The organism is Rhizobium ruizarguesonis, assembly GCF_012349115.1.
In the GTDB taxonomy this organism is placed as follows: domain Bacteria; phylum Pseudomonadota; class Alphaproteobacteria; order Rhizobiales; family Rhizobiaceae; genus Rhizobium; species Rhizobium ruizarguesonis.
In genome coordinates this window covers 1-22278 of record NZ_PQIG01000125.1, presented here as the reverse complement: position 1 = coordinate 22278, position 22278 = coordinate 1, and the positions used below count along the sequence as shown (strand labels likewise).

Here is a 22278-nt window from a genome sequence, read left to right as displayed (position 1 = left end):
GCATCGATTTCCACTGGCTGACGAGCTCCGGCGCATCGAGGCGCTGCGGGGCACCTTCATCGGGAAAGACATTGGTGTAATTGGCGTCGAGTTCGTCGTTCAGCCGGCTGGTGCTGGCGCTGCCGCCGTTATCATACCAGTCGCTGGAGAGCGCCTCGGTGCGGTTGTCATAGCCATCGTCCGATCCCGCATCCTCCGGCTGATGAGCATACTGCTCCTCTTCGGCATCGCCGCCCGCCTCATCATCGTTGTACGGAAATTCGAGCAGCGGGTTCTGTTCCACTTCTTGAGCGATAAACTGGTTGACTTCGAAGTGCGTCATCTGCAGCAACTGGATGGATTGCCTCAGTCGCGCTGTCATCACCAGGGACTGGCTCTGGCGCAGTAAGAGATTGGCGGACAGTTTCATGATAAAGTTCCACTTAATTCTTGGGACCATGCCTGATCATGACCGCAGGGCACGGAGATCGATGCCTTCACGTGAAATTGGCACGCTTGGCATCATGAACCACTTGGGGCAACTTGGGCGCCGCGGCGCGTGATAGCTTTCAAGAAGCGTGCCAAACCATCGACTGGATTCCGAAAAAGAATATGCTTGAGTTTCAGTGATTTATGGCGAGTAGTGAACTTGGTTGCGAAAGGGCATTTGTCGCGAAGCCGACAAACGACGACAGTGCAGATTGTCGCGACTGTCCATATTCATTTCGTGTTTGGACACAGTGTGCGGTTAGGGTTTTCGTTGATCCGGTTCGTCCTCGGCGAGGATTCGCCAGGCGGCGCCTTGAAGGTCGTCATACTGGCCGCTCTTCAGCGACCAAAGGAATGCCAGGAGTCCTATTCCTCCCATCAGCAGCGCGATCGGTATGAGATAGATCAGCATGTTCATGCGGCTTTGACCTCCGCCCTCCTGCCGATCCCCCCTCGAATTTGCATATCCTGACGCTTGCCGAACGCGTTCAGGCGCAGTGCGTTGGTCACGACGATGATCGAGGATGTCGACATTGCCACCGCCGCTATTAGCGGCGTCGCCAATCCGGCGATGGCGATCGGCACCGCCAGAACGTTGTAACCGATGGCGAGAGCGAAGTTCTGGCGGATCAGGCTGGCGGATCGTCGCGCAACGGCGATCGCTTCTGGAACAGCGTCAAGGCGATCGTTGAAGAAAACCAGGTCGGCCGCCTGTCTGCCGATATCGGAGGCCGTGGCCGGCGCCATCGAGACATGCGCGGCAGCAAGTGCCGGGGCGTCGTTGATACCGTCGCCAACCATGAGCACGCGACGACCTTCGCCATTCAGCCTCTGGCATTCCTCGACCTTCTGTTTCGGCGTCAGAGAGCCCAAAGCCCTGTCGATACCCAGGGCATGCGCCGTATTGTCGACGACGGTCTGCCTGTCGCCCGACACGATCAGCGTTTCAAGGCCGGCTGCATCGAGCCGGTCGATGGCCTCGCAAGCACCCGAACGAAGCGTGTCATCGAAGAAGAAGCGGGCAAGATCGACACCATTCTTCGACAGGACCACTTCCGAGAACGGACTGTCGGCGATGCGGGGCACGAAGCTGGTTCCGCAGGCAAACGCCGCGTTGCCCAATCGATAGACATCCGCTCCGCTCCCGGCTTCCAGTCCCCCGCCGGGGATTTCCGTGACGATGTCGAAGGACATGAGGTCGGTTTCGGTGTCCCGTACCAGGGCCCGAGAAAGAGGATGCCGTGAATGCGCTGCCAATCCACGGGCGATTGCGGTGGCGCTCTCGTCGATGGCGTCCACCTTGACAAGGCGCGAACTGCCCATCGTCAAGGTGCCCGTCTTGTCAAAGGCCACGGTGTCGGTCTCGGCCAGTCTTTCGAGTGCTGAGCCGTCCTTCACCATGATGCCCTTCCGGAAAAGCTCCCCCGCGGCGACGACCTGGACCACGGGCACGGCAAGACCCAATGCGCATGGGCAGGTAATGATCAGGACCGCTACGGCGACCAGCATGGCCTGTTTCCAGTCTCCGCCCAGGAGGCCCCAGGCAAGGAAGGAGACCAGCGCCAGCAGATGCACGACCGGGGAATAGAGTGTCGCAGCGCGATCGGCGATCCTGCGATAGCGAGCTCTTCCGCCCTCGGCGGCTTCCATGAGGCCGATGATTTCCGAGAGAAGCGAATTCTTGGCAATTCTCGTCGCTCGCAACACGAGCGAGCCGGTCAGATTCATCGCCCCAGAACTCACTTCGCTGTTGCTGGCGACGGCGACGGGGCTGCTCTCGCCGGTGACGATGGAGAGGTCTAGGTCGCTTTCTCCGCTGACGATTATGCCATCGACGGGAACCCGTTCGCCTGCGACTATCGAGATTTCATCCCCAGCCGCGATCTCTTCTACCGCAATGTAGCGTCGCGACCCGTCCGGATTGATCAGCAATGCTCCGCGCGGGGCCAGTCTTGCGAGTCCGTTGATCGCCGCCCGAGCCTTTTCCCGCATGACATGATCGAGGGTTCTGCCGATCAGCAGGAAGAAGAGCAGCGAGACCGAAGCGTCGAACCACGCATGCTCGCCGTGATGGACGGTCTCCCACAATGAAACGGCATAGGAGAGCGTCACGGCGAGTGAGATCGGAACGTCCATGTTGCTGCGCCCGTGCCGCAGCGCATTCCAGGCCGATTTGAAGAAGAAGCGCCCCGCATAAACCAGCGCGGGCGCTGCTATCATCGCCGAGATCCAATGAAACATATCGCGCGTCGCGGCATCTGCGCCCGACCAGACCGAAACCGAGAGCAACATGATGTTGGCAGCCGCAAAACCGGAAACGCCGATCGCGAGGAGAAGCTGATTTCTGGTCTTGTCGTTCTCGGGAGCGGAGGGGGTGAAGAGATGTGCGCGATATCCGGCCGAGTTGATCGCTGCGAGGATCTTGGATGGATCGGTTGCGCCCGTCTCGATCTCCTCCTGGTAGACGCAGCTCACCCTTCGCGCCGTGAGATTGACTCGCGCTGTCTTGACGAAGGGAAGCGTCAATAACGCCCGTTCGATGGTCGAAATGCAGCCGCCGCAGTGCACGTCGGAAACGCTCAGGTCCAGCTGGCGCAATCCTTCGCCGAGCGGCTGGCTGGCAAGGCGGACCTCTTCGGCACTGAATGATTTCGTGCTGAGGGCAAGTACGCTTTCCGCGTCCATGGTACAGCAGGTCATTGGCCTAACTCCCCGGTATCGATGCGTTTTGCCTCATGCATGACGACCACGCCGCCGTTTCGCGAGATGGCCTCGACGATCCAGTCACCTTCGGCTAGGTCATGCTCCGCTTCGAAACGCCCTGCGGCTGCCTTCCTGAGCGTAAGGTGGAAGTCCTCGTGGTCTCCGACGGGCCGTTTGAAATTCAGAACGACGTCGTCGACGATCGCAGGCGATCCGCTCTTGTCGCGAATATCGTAGCGGATCTCGTGCCCCTTTATGGAGAGGTTGCCCTCGATGCCGGAAGCGGCCATTGCCTTCATCGCCGCGGCTTTGCGGTTGAACTCCTGACTGGCGACATAGGTGTTTTCCACGACCAGACCGCTCCAGCTGGAGGAGGCATAGAAGGCCATGGTGACGTTCACCGCGATCACCACGCCAAAGAATGCCGAGGTCGCAAGCAGCATGTGCAGGCCTGTAAAACCCTGAGCGGAGGTCTTCATTTGATGTCTCCCGGTGCATTGAACGCCGCGCGGTAGGTTGCCCGATCGGCATGATCGGTATCTTCGATAACGAACAGAAATTCATTGATCGCGGCTCCGGTAGGCTTGCGCGTAACGAAGACCTTCAGCGTCGTGGCCGCGTCGGGTTCGGCAGGGACTCTAAAGCTGCGAGCGTCTTCCTTGCCCAACTCGGGAATGCGCATCGTCGCCCCCTCCAGCCCGACCAGGCTTATGTTCACATCCCTCGGCGTCGGCACCATGTTCAGGATCCGAAGCGTATAGCCATTCCGCAGAGAGCCGTCGCTTTCCAGAACATATTGGGGGTTTCGGTCGTGAACGACGTTGAGTTCAAGGCGCTCCCGAAAGCCGAGATGGACCAGCATGGCCACGCCGACGGACGCCCAGGCGAACGCGTAACAGAGTGTTCTCGGGCGCAAGATGATACGCCAGTCGAAGTGCCGTATCGCCGGAACGAACGTCCCATTATCGTTTCGAATCCTGGACGGCTGGACGGCCATTCGTCCTTCGTCCGTGGCGAGCGACATGTTGCTCGAGTATTCGCTCAAGGTGGCGTAGGCAATCAGGCCGCGAGGCTTCCCGCGCTTCTCCATGAGACCGTCGCAGGCGTCGATGCAGAGCCCGCACGTGATGCACTCCATCTGCTGCCCGTCGCGAATATCGATTCCCATCGGACACACGGCCACGCAGGCATTGCAATCGACGCAATCCCCGACCGGCACGCCCCTGGCTCGAGCTTTCTTCGGGTAACGCGACCGCTGCTCGCCCCGCCAGTCATTGTAGGTGACGACAAGAGAATTCTCGTCGAGCATCGCACCCTGGATGCGTGGCCACGGGCACATGTAGGTGCACACCTGCTCTCGCATGAGACCGCCGAGCACGTAGGTGGTTGCAGTAAGGATGGCGACGGTGGTGTAGGCGGCTGCAGGAGCGCGGCCGGTGAACAGCGAAACAAGCAGGCTCGGCGCGTCGGCAAAATAAAAGATCCACGCTCCGCCTGTCGCCACGCCAATCAGCAGCCAGATCGAATGTTTGACGACGCGCTTCCTCAGCTTGGCAAAGCTCATGAGGCCAGCGTCAAGCTTCATTCGCGCGTTTCGATCGCCTTCGATCGCACGTTCGACGACGAGAAAGAGATCAACCCAGACGGTCTGCGGACAGGCGTAGCCGCACCATGCGCGCCCAGCCGCGGAAGTGACAAGAAACAGGCCGAACCCCGCCATGACGAGGAGACCCGCTACATAATAAAATTCCTGAGGCCAGATTTCGATGAAGAAAAAGAAAAAGCGTCGCGAAGAGAGATCGATGAGGATTGCCTGGTCGGGCGCGTAAGGACCGCGATCCCAGCGAATCCATGGCGCGAGAAAGTAGATGCAAAGCGTAATCAGCAGGACGATCCACTTGAACCGACGGAAACGTCCCTCTGCATGCTTGGGGAAAACCTTCTTCCGAGGAGCGTAGAGAGGCTGCCGGTTGCGACGGGCGTTGACTGGCACGCCACTGAGCCTTTTGGTGTATCGGGATCTGGTGCGGTGCAGAGGTTCATGGGACCTATCGGATTTCATCTGCCGTTGTCCCAACTGCTGCGCATTTATCATTGATGCAGATCAAGAGCGGAGGCCTTCGTGCGAAAGGAAAACGCCATGGAGAGAGGGCGTGGCCTCGGGGGCTGCGGGCGAACAAACAACCTCGCTGGAACGTCCTCGACAACGCTACAGCTACCGGCTTGTCTGCTCGTGGTCTTTGAGGCAGGTCCAACTGATGATCGAACTGGCGCTCTTTGCTAGGTCGTCCTGATTGGAAGGTGGCGGCGTGGCCTTGGCGCGTCGAGCCGCGTGATCGTATCGTAGCGCGCGGCGTGCCGTAGAGGCCGAGGATTAGATTGTGGTCATGATCTGACATGGCATCCTCCTTAGGTTCCGCCGCCGAGCGAATGGACGAAGATCGTCAGTTCCTTGACCGTCGTGTCGCCGAGACGCCCTGCCCAAGCAGGCATGACGCCGTGTTTGGGAGCGGCTACCTGGCGCATGATCGCATCCTCGCCGCGTGCCTTCAGCCAGATCGCATCGGCGAGATCTGGCGCGCCCATTTCGGCTTTTCCTTTGGCGTCGTCGCCGTGACATGCGGCACAGTTATCGACGAAGACCTGTTTTCCTGCCTCTGTGAGACCGGGGTCCGACGGTGTATTGGTCAGTCCCCAGACGTAAGCCGCGACCTGCCTTGTCTGGAGGGGATCCAGAACATCGGCAAAGGGCGGCATCTCGGAAGCATGAGTGTCCGTATCCCCGTCGAAGCGAATCCCATGCGCGATCGTCGCCTGGATGGCATCCAGGTCTCCGCCCCACAGCCAATCGTCGTCGTTGAGGTTCGGAAATCCCGGGCCGCCGCTTGCTCCCGAGCCATGGCACGGCGCGCAGTTCACCTTGAACGCAGATGCGCCGCCGGCGACCGCGAATTCGCGAAGGGCAGAATCGGAATCGATCTCGTGCAGCGTCTTGGCGGCGATCAGATCATGAAGCGTCGTCTGCGATGCCTTGGCCTGATCCAGGTTCTGCTGCAGCTCGGCGCGGCTGGAAAAGCCCAGCATGCCCTTCGTGGCGTCGGTAATCATCGGGATCGCGGGATATGCGATCGCATAGCCCAAAGCCCAGACAATGGTGGCGTAGAAGGTCCACACCCACCAGCGGGGCATCGGATTGTTGAGTTCGCGGATGCCGTCCCATTCATGTCCGGTCGTTTCGACGCCGCTAAATTCATCGATATGTTTTTCCGACATCTCAATCATCCTTCAAGGGAATATCGGCGGCCTCTTTCGCCGTTTGCTTGCTGCCTGGGCGAAGGGTGAACACAACCGCGCCGACGAAGAATGCCGCCATTGCCAGGAGGCCCCAGCTGTCGGCGAAGTGTCTCATTGCAGTGTAGGTTTCCATGGATCACCTCATCGGTAGCCGGTCGCGTCGTCGTAGGTCGAGAAATCGACCAACGTTCCGAGCATCTGCAGGTAGGACACCAGGGCATCCATTTCGGTCAGCGCAGCAGGATCGCCGTCGAAATCGCCGGTCTTCGCCTTCGGATAGCGGGCAAGCAGGCCCGTCGTATCTGCGTTCGGATCGGCTTGGGCCTTCATGTCGGCCTCCGCGTTCGCCAGCATGTCGTCGTTATAAGGCACGCCCACGTCCTCGTTGGCCTTCAGGTCCATTCCCACGTCCTTGACCGTCACCCTCTGCTCTTTGAGGAAGGCGTAACGCGGCATGATCGACTCCGGCACCACTGCCCGTGGATCCGCGAGATGCTGGACATGCCATTCGTTGGAGTAGCGGGCGCCGACACGGGCCAGATCCGGCCCGGTTCGCTTGGATCCCCACTGGAAAGGATGATCGTACATGGACTCGGCGGCGAGCGAGTAATGGCCGTAGCGTTCGACCTCGTCGCGGAACGGCCTGATCATCTGGCTGTGGCAGAGGTAGCAGCCTTCGCGGATGTAGATGTTCCGGCCGGCCAGCTCGAGCGGCGTATACGGCCGCATGCCTTCCACCTTTTCAATCGTGTTCTGCAGGTAGAACAGCGGTGCGATTTCGACGATGCCGCCGATGCTCACGACGAGCAGCGAGCCGACGAGAAGAAGCGTCGCGTTCTTCTCGAGGATCTGATGTTTATCAAGTATCGATGCCATGTCTCACCTCATTCGGCAGGCTGTGCTTGGGGCACGAAAGTGGTTGGGATCGCAGCTTCGTCGCGCAGATGGCCGCGGATCGTCATGAACACGTTCCAGGCCATGACGAGACCGCCCGCCAGGTAAAGCGTTCCGCCCACGGCGCGCAGCACGTAGTAGGGGAACATCGCCGCGACCGTCTCCGCGAAGGAGTAGACGAGGAAGCCCTGGGAATTGTACTCGCGCCACATGAGCCCCTGCTGGATGCCGGCAACCCAAAGCACGGCGGCGTAGACGACGATCCCGAGGGTTGCGAGCCAGAAGTGCCAGTTGACCATCCGCAGGCTGTAGAGACGCTCGCGTCCCCATAGCTTCGGCGTCAGGTAGTAGATCGCCCCGAAGGTGATCATTCCCACCCAGCCGAGAGCGCCGGAATGCACGTGACCGATCGTCCATTCGGTATAGTGGCTGAGCGAATTGACGGTTTTCACCGACATCATCGGGCCTTCGAAGGTCGACATCCCGTAAAAGGCGATCGCGACGATCATCATACGGATGATCGGATCGGTGCGGATCTTGTCCCAGGCGCCTGAAAGGGTCATGAGACCGTTGATCATTCCGCCCCAGGAGGGCATCCAGAGCATGATCGAGAAAACCATGCCGAGCGTCTGGGCCCAATCGGGCAATGCCGTGTAGTGCAGATGATGCGGGCCGGCCCAGATGTACATGAAGATCAGCGCCCAGAAGTGGATGATCGAGAGCCGGTATGAATAAACCGGTCGGTTGGCCTGCTTCGGCACGAAGTAGTACATCATGCCCAGGAAGCCGGCGGTGAGGAAAAAGCCGACGGCGTTGTGGCCGTACCACCATTGGGTCAGCGCGTCCTGGACGCCCGAGAAGACAGAATAGCTCTTGGAGCCAAGGAACGAGGCCGGAACCGCCAGGTTGTTGACCACGTGCAGCATCGCAATGGTGACGATGAAGCTGAGATAGAACCAGTTTGCCACGTAGATGTGCGGCTCTTTGCGCTTCAGGATCGTTCCAAGATATACTGCTAGGTAGGCGACCCAAACGATGGTCAGCCAGAGGTCGACGTACCACTCAGGTTCGGCATATTCACGGCCTTGGGTGATTCCAAGAACGTATCCGGTCGCAGCCATCACGATAAAAAGCTGATAGCCCCAGAATACGAACCAAGCCAGATTGCCGCCGAAAAGACGTGCGCGACAGGTGCGTTGCACCACGTAGAACGACGTCATGATCAGCGCGTTGCCGCCAAAGGCGAAGATGACTGCCGACGTGTGAACGGGCCGCAGCCTTCCGAAATTGAGATAAGGGGCGATGTTGAGGTCAGGAAAGGCCAGTTGAAGCGCGATGATCACGCCAACCAGGAAGCCAACCACGCCCCAAAATACCGTGGCGATCAAGCCATACCGTATCACCTCGTCGAAATAGCCGGACCTATCGACGTTGCGCTGTTGTCCTGCCGGCGAAAAGTCAACCTTCCTGACCATCAGCACAGCCCCCATAACGAGGCAGAGGCAAAGTATGCCCATATGGACCGCAAAGAGATGATCATGCGCGAATGCGGCTACTAGCAGCGCTAGAAACGCCGCGACCGCGATCACCATCGTTTCCGTTGTGTAATTCATGATGTCGTCCTCAATGCGCCGACGACCGCGTCGCGGCCGTCTTTCTCGCCAGAACTGTCACGAAGCCGCAAATTGCTCCTTGATCCACATCAACGAGAGGACAGAAAGACGGGACGACGCTGCGGCTATAAATGCAAAGGCTTTTAATCCGTTGACACACGCTGACTATTCCACCGTCTGCCCACTCGGAGGCTCATTTGCGTTTGAGTGTTCAATCCCGGGTTTTGACGGTTCATCATTTCCTTGCAATTGAAGGAACGAGCTATGGGCCAGGTTTATGTGTGAGCACCCAACGAAGGGGCAATCCATTTATGAAGAGAGCTTCAGAGTCACCGGAAGACGTTTGGCCAACGGAAGAAATGGACGGTCTTGCCGACATACGGTTGGACACGCTGAATGAAGGGACGCTGGCCTTTGAGGTGAGAAGTCCCAAAGGGGAGCCAAGGAATTTTCTGCAAACATCGACTGGGATGTATTTCGCGCGGGAGCCGCCACGACAGCCGGTCTCGCGACTTCGCGTGGTAACGCTTTCGATGTCTAAATGTATGGCGTCGGGCTCCCTACAGACCGCGAAATTTTCGCGGCCAATACGCAAACGGTCCATATGTGGCGGCCCCGGCGTCCCGTGCCCAAGGCGGCGGTTATCAGCCTTGGGGGCGCACCGGACCGGACGCCATGTAACGCAAGCTCCCTATCGATTCTGTTGCTATATATCTTCATCCCTTAAGTTGTCATGGCTTCAAAGTGGTGCTCTCCCTGACGCGACGCGCCGTCAGAATCTCCAAAGCCATGGCTAATATCCCGAATGCCAACGCGGGCTATGCCTTCGGACTTGGTAGACCTGCGGATAACACCAGCTTCCCCCAGAAGTGATCTGATGTACATGTGCCATTTCGCTTCCTGGTGTTTGAATCAATTGTTCAACCGACGTGGCGGGTCGCGGTGAGCCGCACTAGATCATTCCCTATTATTTATCTATTCAGATTGGACAATGAACGGTTCGGGAAACATTGCTTGGTCGCAGAGATGACAAAAGTGACGGATTATCTTGTAAACTGATCGTCGCTCTTCAGGACCGTAAAAGGTCAGAACCTTCCAAGGGGTTTGAGGAGGCGAAGCTCATTCATTCGCCCTTAAAGGAGGCGGTGACAAATTGAAGACATTCCTTCATTCGCCAAAGCCTCTCCCCAAGACATCACGCCACCTACAAAAGGGGCGCCGGAAACGAGCGTGTTTGCTTTTTCTGGCTTGCGGCAACCGCGATTTGTTTTCAGGGGGTGCCCCGGCTCGACATCGCTGGCTCATAGAACCCAACACCTTTCAGGGCACAATTGGCTATGCTCTCTCGCAAGGACTTGGGACCGGGCCACAAACCCCACGAACCTATCCAATGCAAAAGCTCGCGCGAAAAGCGAGCGATCCGGTCGGATCAAACACTATGTTCTTGCTCCAATGGTTCGTCAGAATTCCTGTCGACGCTGCCTAAGCCGCGCCAACAGGTTGCTATGTTCAAGGCTATTTCGGCGGAGGCATGCAAATTCCCCCGTAAAAAGCCCCCTCGCCCTTGTACTCCGCCAGGACCCGTCGCAAATGCGCCAGCCATTCCTGCTTATCTTCGTCTGGAAGTGGCCCTCCGTCTACCAAATTCAAAGCCAGCTCTATCAACCCCACTGCCAGGCCGTTGTCGCCGCTCTCACGGCAGTAAAAGGCAATCGTCTCGTAAGACTCAGCGCGTGAGAGGGCATCTTGCTGCGGAAACAATCTGAGGATTCGATCGGAGAGCTCCTTGCCCATCGAAAAGCGTTCCGCCAATGGAAGGCCCGAGTAATCGTAGTGTGGACCGAAGAGTTCTTGCATGGCCGCGAGAAGCCAATCTTCAGAGTTTCGTTCAATTGCATCACGAGCAAATTGGTCTAATGCGATCCAGCCCGCCCCTATCTCGCGCATTTCTCCCATCAACATAGAGACATGCGACTGGCGCAAGGAGATGCTGTCCGGGAAAAGTTTGATGCCCTCTTCAATGGCCGAGAGCGCCGCCTTCCAATCCTCAATCTCGGTCGCCGCCCGGATTCGACGACGCAACGCGTTCGCCGGAGCATCAATGTCGACTTCAGCAATGCGCTCGATTTCGGCATTTTTTGCTTCCGCGCTGGCGCGCCAACTGCCGTTCATCACTTTTGGCAAAACGTCCTCGACCACATCCGGATCACCGATAAAGGCGATGCTGCCGTCTCGGTCGACAATGAACGCCTCTGGAACATGGAAAGTCAGGCTGGCTTGCAGCCAATGCTTAGCCATTTCGCCTGAGTAATCGAACCCGATCCGAATTTTCGTATTCGGGAGCCATTTGGTTACCCATGCGTCCATCTGAGCCAGGGCCTCGTCAGCCGTTGCAGCTTCCTCATTTGCTGCGACCCCGATGAGCTCAACTCCCATGTCGCTGTATTTCTCCTGCAACTGCGCCACAGAGGACAGCGCCGGTCCGCAAACACCGCAGGTAGTCGAACTAAACGCGAGTACGTATATCGTGCCGAGCTGCAAGTTGGAAAGCGGATCGCCACGCAGCCAGTCCAGCGCTTTGATCGACGGGGCTGGCGAGCCAATACCCAAACCAGAGGCCATGTTGTCCTCCCCAGTGTTTTACCCGCGCTTCGTGCGCCCGGAATAAGCGCGTCATGACAGGTATCAGGTCGAGCCGCTTTGATTTCGATCAATCATGCCCGCGAAACGTCAACAGCGACAAAATTGCCGTCCCTATCACACCCGTGAATCCCGGATCACAATTTGATTAGTCGGGCACGGGTCTCTCCTTTCAAGATCCATGCCAAATCGGCTGGCGTAGTTGAAATGTCATCAGTTCCAGTGGTTCCGACGCGAATGCAGCGCCCGGGGATCGCACGTTGTGTGCCGCGGTCCGACAAATCCGACACAAGGTAGGCACATTTGCTTATTGAAAATGGACTGAAGATCTTGGCCAAATTGGCCTCGCGAATGAAGGCTGCAGGACCGCTTGTCGGGTAAGACAGCGACCAGCAGAGCGGGTTTCCCATCCACCGGCCTTACTACGCAGCACATCCGGCCCGGTGGCCGGCTTGCCCCTAATTGGAGCGCTTCCGGCGGTGAAATTCACACTCGCCATGGCATCAAACAGCCAAGGGGAATTCGCCGGTTGTCATCCATGAGACACAGCATGCTACATTGTCACGACAATTTGCGGATACAGCGACATGGATCCATCATAGTCTCCCATTTTGGAGTTTAAAGATCTGACATAGCAGCGCACAAAAACTCGCCGATTCTCCAGCGATCTAGCACGACGCTTGGAAATATTAACAATAGGGACAGCAGCTTGTATGGGATGCCGACAACCTCGGTGCGGCGCTTGATCTCGCCATTGAGACGCTCGATTGGATTGGTCGAGTGCAGCTTTGCCCGGTGCTCTTTCGGGAACGTCATGTTAGGCAAGCACATCCTCTTCTGAATCATCTATAATGGCGGCGAGCTTCGGCACTTTCGGTCGTATCTGGTCGGCAACATTACGCCACTGCGTGCTGGCAGCTTCCGCCGTATCCTGAGCGAATGCGGTGGCAATGAAGGCGGAGACGACCCGCCTGCCGCTCTTTCCGGCATGCGCCAGTACATTCCTTATGAAGTGAACCCGGCATCTTTGCCATGTGGCGCTGAGAACCTTGGTGGCCGCGGCCTTGAGCCCTTCATGCGCACCTGAGACGACGAGCTTCACGCCGCGCAAACCTCGGCGCGTAAGCTTGCGCAGGAACTCCGTCCAGATCGGCTCGGCTTCGGACGTACCGACTTCCATGTCCAGTACCTGGTGGCGGCCATCGCTGTTGACGCCGATGGCGATGATGACCGCAACGGAAACGATGCGACCACCGCGTCATAAATCCTCCGAACCAGGATGCCAACAACAGCTTCATCCACTCGGGATAGAGACCCTATCGGTAACAATCACCGTGAGGCAATCTGGGGTTAATTCTTCATTTCGCTTGATGTCCGAACCGCTCCAGCATCCTCCTCAATTGTTCATTTTGCATTTGAAGCTTGCGCGCCAACTGGTCCCGGAGAAGCCTGATTTCTTCGTCGAGATTAATTGCATCGTCAGAAGCGGTGAGAGCGCTTGAAGAAGGTGGGATAACGACTGTAATCGTTTTCGCTTTCATGCCCCGCGTGCCGCGCTTTCGCGTTTGACCTTCGACAACTCGAAAGGCTTTTGGTGCGACATGCGCGTCTGTATCGGCCTCATCGGACAAAGCCCGGTCCGACGCTTCCACGGGCTTGGCGCCTTCGACATCTGTCGTGTCATCAACAACGCTTGCCGTTTCCTCGGAATGATCCGGGTCCGCCGGAACCGCCACGGAATGACCATGAAGAACTGGCTTTTCGTCCGCCGGACGGTCTGCGCCGTCCAACTCGTTGTTGTCTGCTGTTTCAGTCGGCTTGGCGATGGCCAATACGTCCGGCTTCGCGTCATCGGTCGAGCCGTGTTCTTGCTTCTGCTGGCGTCGCCGTGACACCAGCCCAGCAAGAAGTTTCCATGGAGACGCCATTTTATTCGACCTCGAATTCTACTGCGTATGCAAACTGCGAGCAAAAACGTTGGCGGCAGAACGAACCGCCGCCAAAATCTTCACTTCAATAAGCATGAGAATGCGGCCAGCGCTTGGCCGCCTGCTGCCAATCAACCGAGGTTGAGTCGCTTTCGCAGATCGGCATTTTCAGCGCGGAGCTTCTCCGCCAGCAGCTTGCGCAGCCTCTGGTTTTCCTCTTCGAGCTGCAGAAGATCCGCGATCTCATCAACAGCTGCCACTGACGGCGTAGTCGCTGTCTGCACAGCCCTCGGAGCACGTTTGACAGGCGCGCGCTTGGCACTCATCGTACCTTCGTCAGACTTTGCTTTGCGTCCTCTCTTCTGCTTTCCAGCTGTGGCACTCGGAGCCGCTGCCGGTTGCACGGAAACGACGGCTGCGGCCGTTTCAGGCACCGCCTTCTTGGCGCGAGGTTTGCGCACCTTCTTCGGTACATCGGGCGCCGCGGCGGTCGCCGTTTCAGCATTGGTCATCGTATCGTTTTGATCGGCCATTATGGTCTCCTGTAAAGCCGATGCAGTTGTCTCCTGCTGGATCGGCAGTGTCAATAACGGCCCGGCCTGTTCTTCTCCGGATACAAGCATCTCGCTGCTCTTTGCCTGAGGAGCTAATGATAAAAATGGCATCGCCTCGTCCTGCAGATCTTGCGCAACGGACTTAAGATCGGTGTCTGCCCAGATCGAGTTCGGCTTGGAGTTTAGTTTTCGCCGACCAGATTTGTATTCGACGGCAAAGCTGCGCTGTACTTTTTTCACTTTAATAAGCCTCGGGTGTCAGTGGTAATTTTTCAGCGACGCCTTCAGCATCGCAACAAGCCTGCAAATAACCACTATCGCGCCGGCGGTGTCCATAACGGCCTGCGAATTTCACACGCTGCCGCTCTTCGGCCCGAGTGACCTGATGCGCAGGTACAACACGATATCACGCGCCCTTTGGTGGTCGAGGCTAATTGACAAAGCCATTCTGCGGGAGTGGCTGGCGGTATGCGGCAGGGTTCAGCCGTGACGCGGCTGAGGCAGCTCATCTGCGAGATAAGGCGGTTGATGGAAGAGCATCTGCCATTTGGATCCGTCGCATTTCCAGTGGGAGGTTCCAGCACGCGTCTTTTCGAGCCATCTTGTTCAGGACGCTTGCCTCCTAGGTCAAAAGGACCAAATCGTTCGAAATAGGCGCCCGTTACAATACGAAGTTTGATGGTCACCGTCATCGTCACCGCTCTCCTCCCTAGAAGATTGCGATTGTCGCCCGGTCCTACTCGCTACCAAAATGCTCAAATTTCCACCTCGATTTCCATCCCGTATGCAAACTGCGAGCAAAAACGTTGGCGGCAGAACGAACCGCCGCCAAAATCTTCACTTCAATAAGCATGAGAATGCGGCCAGCGCTTGGCCGCCTGCTGCCAATCAACCGAGGTTGAGTCGCTTTCGCAGATCGGCATTTTCAGCGCGGAGCTTCTCCGCCAGCAGCTTGCGCAGCCTCTGGTTTTCCTCTTCGAGCTGCAGAAGATCCGCGATCTCATCAACAGCTGCCACTGACGGCGTAGTCGCTGTCTGCACAGCCCTCGGAGCACGTTTGACAGGCGCGCGCTTGGCACTCATCGTACCTTCGTCAGACTTTGCTTTGCGTCCTCTCTTCTGCTTTCCAGCTGTGGCACTCGGAGCCGCTGCCGGTTGCACGGGCGCCGCGGCGGTCGCCGTTTCAGCATTGGCCATCATATCGGTTTGGTCGGCCATTATGGTCTCCTGTAAAGCCAATGCATTTGTCTCCTGCTCAATCGGCAGTGTCAACAACGGCCCGCCCTGTTCTTCTCCGGATACAAGCATCTCGCTGCCTAATTCGCTGAGCTGAGAACCTATCGGCAGGAATGGCATTGCCTCGTCTTGAAGATCTCGCGCGACGGCCGTTGGTCCAACGATTGAGGCGATGAAGACCCAAGAACTCGACGCGCTGCAACGGCGGTTATGGACGTTTCTCTTTCAATAGATACCCCAGCAAGGGTTTCTCCACGCTTCTGGCACTGATCCTGCTCACGCCGCAACATCAGCTAAATCGCTTGTCCAACCTCACTAGACGCCCGCAGGGTTATTTTCTCGATCGCTGTGCTTCTGATCGCGCATACGGTGTCGGTGGTCAGATTGTCAAGGGTCAACCGAAGCTCGATACGGGGTCCGCCGCGCCAGAATTTCAACACGATGAAATGTCTCTCGGGGATTGTTGGGCGTTAAACTCCTGGCCCTTAACACAGCGGTCATGAGTAACCCGGCCTGAAACCTATCGGACCGCCCTTCGTTCGCGGTGGTGATCGGGGCGGATTGCGACACGACATGTCGGCGACCCTACAAAACCCTCCGTACAGCGACAACGAAACACGTTCAATCTCTAGAGGTTACCGGCGCAACCTGATTGGCACGAGTAGTGCTCAGAGTTAGCCGGGTCCCTAAAGCCCAAATCCGATAGGGAGCTTAAACGACTATGCACATCGTGGTCTGTATCAAACAGGTGCCGGACATTAGGGGGCCTGATAGCGTCTTAATCGGGAAGCAGACAATTGACGGCGACACAGCCCCGGTCGGACCCGGAATCGCAAAGAGGCTGAACCTCCAGCAACTGTCTTGCGTAGCGAAGATTGTTTCCATTGATCCCATTTCTCGCGAGCTCGTGGTTGAACGGCGCGCGCAACGCGGCGCTTCGGCCATCCCGGCATCGGTCTCGACAACAGGAATATTAGCAAGCGATGACAACTTTGAATGAGTATCTCCGACAGAAGCACGAAGCACTACTCGATCGGCGGGCGCGCGTCAGAAGGGGCGATCTGAGTGCGGTCACAATGGAGGCCAGTGCAAGCGCTGAAGGCCGCAGCGGCGTACGTCGTATCCGAATTCGGGATTTCCAGGTCATTTCCGACAGCCCGCCAGATTTCGCAGGCTACAATCTGGGTCCGTCGTCTCCAGAACTGCTGCTCGGCGCGCTTTCGAGCTGCCTGACCCATACCTTTCTGATCTATGCTTCCGATCAGGGCGTGCCGCTGGAATCGCTGAATGCGGAAGTCTCCGCCACGATCGATCTGCGTGCAGGTGCAGAAGGATATGAAGACGTTCCCGTCTATCCCCAGGACATCAACTACCTGGTCACCCTGGTATCTCCCGCAAGTACCGCGGACGTCGCCAGACTGCAGGCGACCGTGGAAAAGCTCTGTCCAATCCTCAATCTCCTGAAACGCGGAAACGAGGTGCGCGGGCAGTTGGATCACCAGCAACCTGACCATCATATAAGGAGCGCCGACTGATGACCGTGTAGTCAGGTGTCAGCACGTGTTCTCGACTTCGTCTCGTGGGAACCCGTCGGATGTCGGTTGCTGCATAATTCCCCAAATTGGTATCACTGAAGGATAAAATCATGCGGCCATTCGAAATGCGCCCGCGGCACTGCCACAAGGGGTGCTCCGGTAGGGCCCAGATGGCAAGCACGGGTTTGCTTGAAGCAAATTCCTGATACACCAAGGAAAAAACCGAAGAGGAGCACACCATGGCTAGTCAACCCGTTGCCACCTGCATCGTCTTTGCATCGCGCCCATCCGGAAAGCGGCTGCGAATTTCCGGCTCGAGCGGGAGACCGTTCCGGGATCTCGCCGAGGGCGAGGTTCTTCTCCAGACGCTTTATCTTTCCCTCGCCCCCTACATGCGGGACCGCAAGGACAACGCCAATTCCTATGCCAAAACGACAACAGCCTCCTCCTCAACAGAGACCGTCGATCTCGGCTCTTTCGGGCCGGTCGGAAGGTCCGCGACCGAGGACCGCTTCCGCCACCGAGCGATGGTCTTCTGATTGATCCCGTGACGCGTCGAAAGCGCCATCAGGCCTCTTGACTACGTTGTATCGCTCGACGAACTGCCTCTGTCGTCGTGGCGCTCCCATAAAGAACCTGGCCCATAGCGCATCCTTTGATTTGGAAGACAATGTTCACGTCGATTAAGGCTCCTTTTGGCGGCCGGAAAACGTGCATCGGTTTTCTAGTTGCACCGCTCACGACCGCGTCCGGCAACGGACAGTTTCTTCGAATTCCGCGGGCGCACTTTCTATTAGTTTGCGCGACGGAGTACAGGTCTGAGGCGATGAAGGGGCGGACAACCCGGGTTAGCGGCACCAGCTTACCCCTGTAGGCCTTGATACCGTGGACCCGATAGCGCGCAAGTGAATATCGTTGCGATTACTATGTCCTCGGGTAAGGAGCGTTGAAATGTCAGCGGGATGCGCGCGATCGAGCTCGGTGCTGCCACAGCGGGCGTCGACGGCGGAGGCGCCGCAGTCGAACATCCCTGACTCTGCAGCAAACGCGAACGCTGTTAATCCCAGACAAGTCGATTGGGGCTCGTGCTTGGCTAAATCACAACAAAAAGCGCGCAGCTGGAACGTCGTACACCACTGCGGTCAATTCCGATATCGGCGCACAAATTACATTTGCGAAAGAAGATGGGATGCCAGACCTCTCCCATTCAACAATCCACACCTACAGGAAAGTATAAATGTCAATGTAACAGACATTTCCAAATATTATCCGACCGCTCGTTCGCAAGGTATATTTGCCGGAAGGCGAGGTTATCGCCATTGACCTTCTTCCCTGGGTTGGTGTCCACTTTGCGGGCAGGCACATAAGCTACGTCCTCAACAAAGGTTGCACCGATTCGAGTTCACGGTTGACGCTACGCGTGGCGATACCTCTCTGGAATCCACTACTTTTAGGAGGCATGCCATGTGCAATGAATTGATCCTCATCATCGACGACGATGGGGAAACTCGTACTCTATTAAGAACTTACCTTGAGAGAGAAGGTTATCGAACAGTGGAGGCCTCCGATGGAGAAATAGGCCTTGCGCACCATATGAAACTGAAACCCGATCTCGTCATGCTCGACGTCTCGTTGCCCCGCCGGAACGGCTTTGAGGTATTGGCTGAAATTAGGCGGCGCGGCGACACGCTGGTGATTATGGTGACGGGCCGGGACAAGCCTATTGACGAACTGCAGGGCTATCGATTCGGAACAGATGATTACATTGTCAAACCGTTCGATCCGGACTTGGTGGTAGCCCGTACCATAGCGGTGCTACGGAGGGCCGGTGGTCGCATCGCCAATCTGCCAATCCGCCTTGGAAAACTGACCGTCGACCATTCCGCACGCACCGCATGGGTAGATCAACCGACGGGACGAAAAGACCTGCAGCTGACTCCAACGGAGTTCAAGCTTATCTTTCGTTTGGCTCGTTCCCCCGGCCGCGTGTTCGAGCGTGGTGAACTGGTTGACGAATGTTTTCCAGACAATGTGCCGCTCGAGCGGACCATTGATTCTCATATGTGCAATCTGAGATCCAAACTAGATGCCGCTGGCCTTCGCGGCATGTTGGTCTCCGTCAGGGGCATTGGATATCGAATGGACACTAAAGATGGCTGAATACAAAACTAGAAATTTGAAAACGATGATCGTTCGCGCTTTGAGCGTGCAAACCTTCATATCTTTAGGGGCCTTTTACCTTGGAGTTACGATCTTTTTCACGATACTGCATCGCTTGCAGTCTTTGGGCTATTTTCGGGAAACCAACGGATCGCACTGGAGGGATGTCGCCGTACTCAGTTTAATAGTAACAATCGGTCTTATTCCCGCCGTCATTGTCGGCCGTCGCCTAGCCCAAGACATAGTGGGCGCTCTGCCACCAATTGCAGCTGCAACCCGTTCGATAGCCGCCGGTGACTATTCAGTGCGTGTCACGGCGCCCCCGCACTCGTTCGAGGAGACCTATGCACTTACTGCCGATATTAACGCTATGGCCGAACGCCTGGAGGAGTTGGACGCAGATCTCAGATACCGGAACTCAGCGATTGCGCATGAATTCCGCACGTCCCTGACCGTGCTATTTGGCAATCTGCGTGGACTTTCGACTGGAGCCATCGAACCAAGCCGGGAGCTCTTCGCTCGCATGATTCCCCATGTCAGCTGTCTTGCTCCTATGGCCAACGATTTAGAAAATCTTCGATTATCGAGCGCCAACAAGCTCGATCTTAACATCAAAGAGATCGACCTCGCGGTGGAAGCTGAGACGCTGACCGCCTCGATGGAGGACGATTTGGTCGCTGCCAGCATCACAATAGAGCGACAGTTCGATCGTGCAGTTTGCATCGCCGATCCCGCGGGAGTGCACCTGGTGCTGCGCGCGCTGCTCGATAACTGCCGCCGCTACGCACCGGGGAATACCGTGACCATCCGGACCTATGAGGACGAGGATTGGGCCATGATACTTTGCGAAGACACAGGCCCTGGCTTGCCGGCCGCCGTGGCGGATAAAGTCTTCGATCCCTTCTGGCGCGGCGGTGACTCGCGAGAGCGCGTTCCCGAAGGCAGCGGTCTTGGCCTTACAATTGTAAAGACGATAACAAGTGTCCATCACGGCGAAGTCGTCATAGATACTGATTGCGGACGAGGCTTCAAAGTCAAGATCCGGCTGCCAAAGAACGCCTCCGGCGTAAAGAGGATTTAGTGTTGGAGGGCGTGAACTGAAGGTTTGGCGATGCGCTCGCCACCCTTGTCTGACCCGGCGAAGAGCCAATTTTTTCTTCCGATTCCAAGCGGTCTCATGGCTCGTTCAGCTATATTGCTGTCTATCTCGACGCGACCGTCGTCGAGATAGACGCTCAATGCTGCCCATCGCGAGAGGGCATATCGCATTGCCTCGGCCAGCTTCTGCTTCTGTGGCAGCGTCGAGAGCGTCTCGTCTATCCAGCTCTTGAGGTCCGCCGGAATGGGCCTGGCGTGTTACCGGCGCAGTGTACGCCGCTCGTCAGCCGACATGCCGCGGATACGATCCTCGATATCGTAGAGTGCACCAATGCGCGACAGAACTTCGTCAGCGGTCGGAGATGGCTTGAGCTCGAACACATCATGGAATTGCGGCGCACATGCGCCATGCAGGCGGCCTCAACAATCTGATTGCCGTGGAGCTTCTTGTAGCCCCAATAGCCATAGCCATCGGCATGCACCACACCACTTAAGTTTGCGAGGTGGTCAACCTCAATATTTCCACGTACAAGTTTCGACATTTTCTACCATTTTTTCGATCTTACGATTATATTTATGTCTATGTATTGCGAAACCATGAAATGCACGCGTCTACAAGAATATCTAGCGGATCTATAACATCTGAACCTTTGAAAAGGTCTCGCGATGCGAGAGATAGCTCACTGCATCCAAGTATAATAGCGTCCGGCTTGAGGCTTCGTGTTCGCGCTACCAGTAATGCCATTTTAAACCTGGCGCGACTTATATTTCCGCTCTTGACGTCATCAATAACCCTTGCTGCGTCTTGTTGAATTGAGTCGACGTCAGGGACAGCGCCGCCCCAGCCTGCCGTTGAATTTCCATATAATTTGTGTTGAATAGTTGCTTTCATTCCTAAGACAATTGTTCGCAGGTTATCCATATCCGTGCCGTTATGCTGATATATAAAGTCGCGGGTAACCTCAACTATACTAATGAATTTTATTGTTAGAGCGTTTGCAATATCGGAAGACCAAAAATGTGCCGTATTGCAGGGGATGGCTATAGCTCCACATCCAACTTTCTCGAGCCATTGCGTGCGTTCCAGGATTTGCCGCAACGGCGCGTTGCTGCCGATAGATATTGCGTTTGATCGATCAGAAATGTTGGGAAGTGATAGAGCAATAAATGGAACGTGCTCTTGATCTGTTTCCACGCCACTTTTTTGAGCTAAAGCCTGCAGAAATTTCGCAGTCGCTAGACTTCCCATTCCCCCCACCACTCCAAGTGGCTTTTTTAGCCCAATTATGTGGGGAGGACAGGCATTTGCTTGCGGTTTGACCTCAGACATCAGAAAGTCTCATCTTACGGTAGAGCGGATTTGGTGACACATGAGGGCACCGCGGGCGACTGCAATCGAAGTTTTTCTGTTCACTGCTCGGTCATTGCGGAAGGTCCCCTTAGTTGGTCTCGGCAGCACAAGGCCATGTGAGTCATCATCGGTGTCTCCTTGTTGCCGTCTGTATGTACTTAGTAAGTTCAAGTCCCGTGGAGGTTTGATGGAGCGATCATGGACGCGCGGCCTGAGGGCGAGCGCGTCCCAAGGCGAGCGCCTGCACGTTTCATAGCGCTGTAGCGGGTGATCGGCTTCGCGGGCAGCCGTCATTCGAGCGTGCCGGCGTTCCGACGATCAGCCGCGGTGCTCTCGGTAATGGGTGATCGCTGCGAGCGAGGAGCATCTGCACCGCATCTATGACTCGCTAGGTGAGATAATCCCACCTTGAGGGGGGCCGTACGCGTCCGTGGAGGGCTGCCTTCCTGAGAAGTGAGGCGAGCTCGATGTTCTGTCTATATGGGCGTCAATATAGACAGTGTCTTGGGGTGCAGGAGGTTCTGAAGCATGATCCGTTGTCAGGGCATCTCTTCGTCTTCAGGGCCGCAGATCGGATATTTTGAAGATCATCTGGCATGATGGTCTGGCCGCCTACCTTTTTGCCCGGTGGGTTGAGAGAAGCCCGAAGCCGACCGTTTCGGCGTTCGTATCCTTCCCAACACTGCAGGTTGCCACAGCGTCGCGGAAGCGGTGCTGACCGCAAGGATGGCACGCGAGCTGTTCGCCAGCGACTGGATCAAGCTCGAGGTCATCGGCAACCATGATACGCTACAGCCGGATGTC

14 protein-coding genes and 10 pseudogenes are annotated in these 22278 nt (G+C 56.8%); 6 read left to right on the top strand and 18 right to left on the bottom strand.

The window, feature by feature from the left end; genetic code table 11:
• From C3Y91_RS34145 to C3Y91_RS34075, 15 genes and pseudogenes are all read right to left on the bottom strand, one after another.
• A pseudogene (locus C3Y91_RS34145) lies at positions 1-409 on the bottom strand (RNA polymerase factor sigma-54); the annotation flags it as partial.
• 318 nt (positions 410-727) lie between these two features.
• Positions 728-886, bottom strand: coding sequence for a cbb3-type cytochrome oxidase assembly protein CcoS (gene ccoS / locus C3Y91_RS34140; RefSeq protein ID WP_018516585.1), 159 nt, complete (start codon positions 884-886; stop codon positions 728-730).
• Positions 883-3168, bottom strand: coding sequence for a cation-translocating P-type ATPase (locus tag C3Y91_RS34135; RefSeq protein ID WP_168576331.1), 2286 nt, complete (start codon positions 3166-3168; stop codon positions 883-885). The genes ccoS and C3Y91_RS34135 overlap by 4 nt, the downstream gene beginning before the upstream one ends.
• Positions 3165-3650, bottom strand: a complete 486-nt coding sequence (locus C3Y91_RS34130) for a FixH family protein (RefSeq protein ID WP_131710222.1) — start codon at positions 3648-3650, stop codon at positions 3165-3167. The genes C3Y91_RS34135 and C3Y91_RS34130 overlap by 4 nt, the downstream gene beginning before the upstream one ends.
• Positions 3647-5214 (bottom strand): annotated as a pseudogene (ccoG, locus tag C3Y91_RS34125) (cytochrome c oxidase accessory protein CcoG). The gene C3Y91_RS34130 and the pseudogene ccoG overlap by 4 nt, the downstream one beginning before the upstream one ends.
• Before the next feature lie 172 nt (positions 5215-5386).
• Positions 5387-5570, bottom strand: a pseudogene (locus tag C3Y91_RS38300) (hypothetical protein).
• A gap of 10 nt (positions 5571-5580) precedes the next feature.
• Positions 5581-6444 carry a cytochrome-c oxidase, cbb3-type subunit III gene (gene ccoP / locus C3Y91_RS34115; protein WP_168576330.1) on the bottom strand — a complete coding sequence of 288 codons (864 nt, stop codon included), beginning with the start codon at positions 6442-6444 and terminating at the stop codon, positions 5581-5583.
• A gap of 1 nt (position 6445) precedes the next feature.
• Positions 6446-6598 (bottom strand): CcoQ/FixQ family Cbb3-type cytochrome c oxidase assembly chaperone, encoded by a 153-nt coding sequence (locus C3Y91_RS34110; protein ID WP_003568501.1) that lies wholly within the window; start codon positions 6596-6598, stop codon positions 6446-6448.
• An 8-nt stretch (positions 6599-6606) separates the two neighbouring features.
• On the bottom strand, positions 6607-7341 hold the full coding sequence (gene ccoO / locus C3Y91_RS34105) for a cytochrome-c oxidase, cbb3-type subunit II (protein ID WP_168576329.1): 735 nt from the start codon (positions 7339-7341) through the stop codon (positions 6607-6609).
• Between the two features lie 8 nt (positions 7342-7349).
• The gene (ccoN, locus tag C3Y91_RS34100; RefSeq protein WP_168576328.1) at positions 7350-8972 is read right to left on the bottom strand and encodes a cytochrome-c oxidase, cbb3-type subunit I; all 1623 of its coding nucleotides are present in this window, start codon (positions 8970-8972) and stop codon (positions 7350-7352) included.
• A 1515-nt stretch (positions 8973-10487) separates the two neighbouring features.
• Entirely contained in the window at positions 10488-11594 is a 1107-nt protein-coding gene (locus tag C3Y91_RS34095; protein WP_168576327.1) for a redoxin family protein, read from the bottom strand.
• A gap of 735 nt (positions 11595-12329) precedes the next feature.
• Positions 12330-12870, bottom strand: a pseudogene (locus tag C3Y91_RS34090) (IS256 family transposase); the annotation flags it as partial.
• Between the two features lie 100 nt (positions 12871-12970).
• On the bottom strand, positions 12971-13540 hold the full coding sequence (locus C3Y91_RS34085) for a hypothetical protein (protein ID WP_168576326.1): 570 nt from the start codon (positions 13538-13540) through the stop codon (positions 12971-12973).
• Between the two features lie 131 nt (positions 13541-13671).
• Positions 13672-14334, bottom strand: a complete 663-nt coding sequence (locus C3Y91_RS34080) for a transcriptional regulator (protein WP_131602580.1) — start codon at positions 14332-14334, stop codon at positions 13672-13674.
• 648 nt (positions 14335-14982) lie between these two features.
• Positions 14983-15480, bottom strand: a pseudogene (locus C3Y91_RS34075) (transcriptional regulator); the annotation flags it as partial.
• Positions 15481-16093: 613 nt separating this feature from the next.
• Between C3Y91_RS34075 and C3Y91_RS38295 the strand changes: the two are divergent.
• From C3Y91_RS38295 to C3Y91_RS34060, 3 genes and pseudogenes are all read left to right on the top strand, one after another.
• Positions 16094-16276: pseudogene (locus tag C3Y91_RS38295) on the top strand (nitrogen fixation protein FixA); the annotation flags it as partial.
• 37 nt (positions 16277-16313) lie between these two features.
• Positions 16314-16865 carry an OsmC family protein gene (locus C3Y91_RS34065; protein WP_026242468.1) on the top strand — a complete coding sequence of 184 codons (552 nt, stop codon included), beginning with the start codon at positions 16314-16316 and terminating at the stop codon, positions 16863-16865.
• A 239-nt stretch (positions 16866-17104) separates the two neighbouring features.
• Positions 17105-17260, top strand: a pseudogene (locus tag C3Y91_RS34060) (NADP-dependent oxidoreductase); the annotation flags it as partial.
• A 35-nt stretch (positions 17261-17295) separates the two neighbouring features.
• Here the strand turns inward: C3Y91_RS34060 and C3Y91_RS34055 are convergent.
• Positions 17296-17510, bottom strand: a pseudogene (locus tag C3Y91_RS34055) (IS481 family transposase); the annotation flags it as partial.
• 819 nt (positions 17511-18329) lie between these two features.
• Here C3Y91_RS34055 and C3Y91_RS34050 point away from each other — a divergent pair.
• Positions 18330-19025, top strand: coding sequence for a response regulator (locus tag C3Y91_RS34050; protein WP_131602586.1), 696 nt, complete (start codon positions 18330-18332; stop codon positions 19023-19025).
• Positions 19018-20106, top strand: a complete 1089-nt coding sequence (locus C3Y91_RS34045) for a sensor histidine kinase (protein WP_168576325.1) — start codon at positions 19018-19020, stop codon at positions 20104-20106. The genes C3Y91_RS34050 and C3Y91_RS34045 overlap by 8 nt, the downstream gene beginning before the upstream one ends.
• A gap of 26 nt (positions 20107-20132) precedes the next feature.
• Here the strand turns inward: C3Y91_RS34045 and tnpC are convergent.
• Positions 20133-20638, bottom strand: a pseudogene (gene tnpC / locus C3Y91_RS34040) (IS66 family transposase); the annotation flags it as partial.
• 65 nt (positions 20639-20703) lie between these two features.
• The gene (locus tag C3Y91_RS34035; RefSeq protein WP_168299481.1) at positions 20704-21453 is read right to left on the bottom strand and encodes an aspartate/glutamate racemase family protein; all 750 of its coding nucleotides are present in this window, start codon (positions 21451-21453) and stop codon (positions 20704-20706) included.
• Positions 21454-22134: 681 nt separating this feature from the next.
• Here C3Y91_RS34035 and C3Y91_RS38290 point away from each other — a divergent pair.
• A pseudogene (locus C3Y91_RS38290) lies at positions 22135-22278 on the top strand (thiazole synthase); the annotation flags it as partial.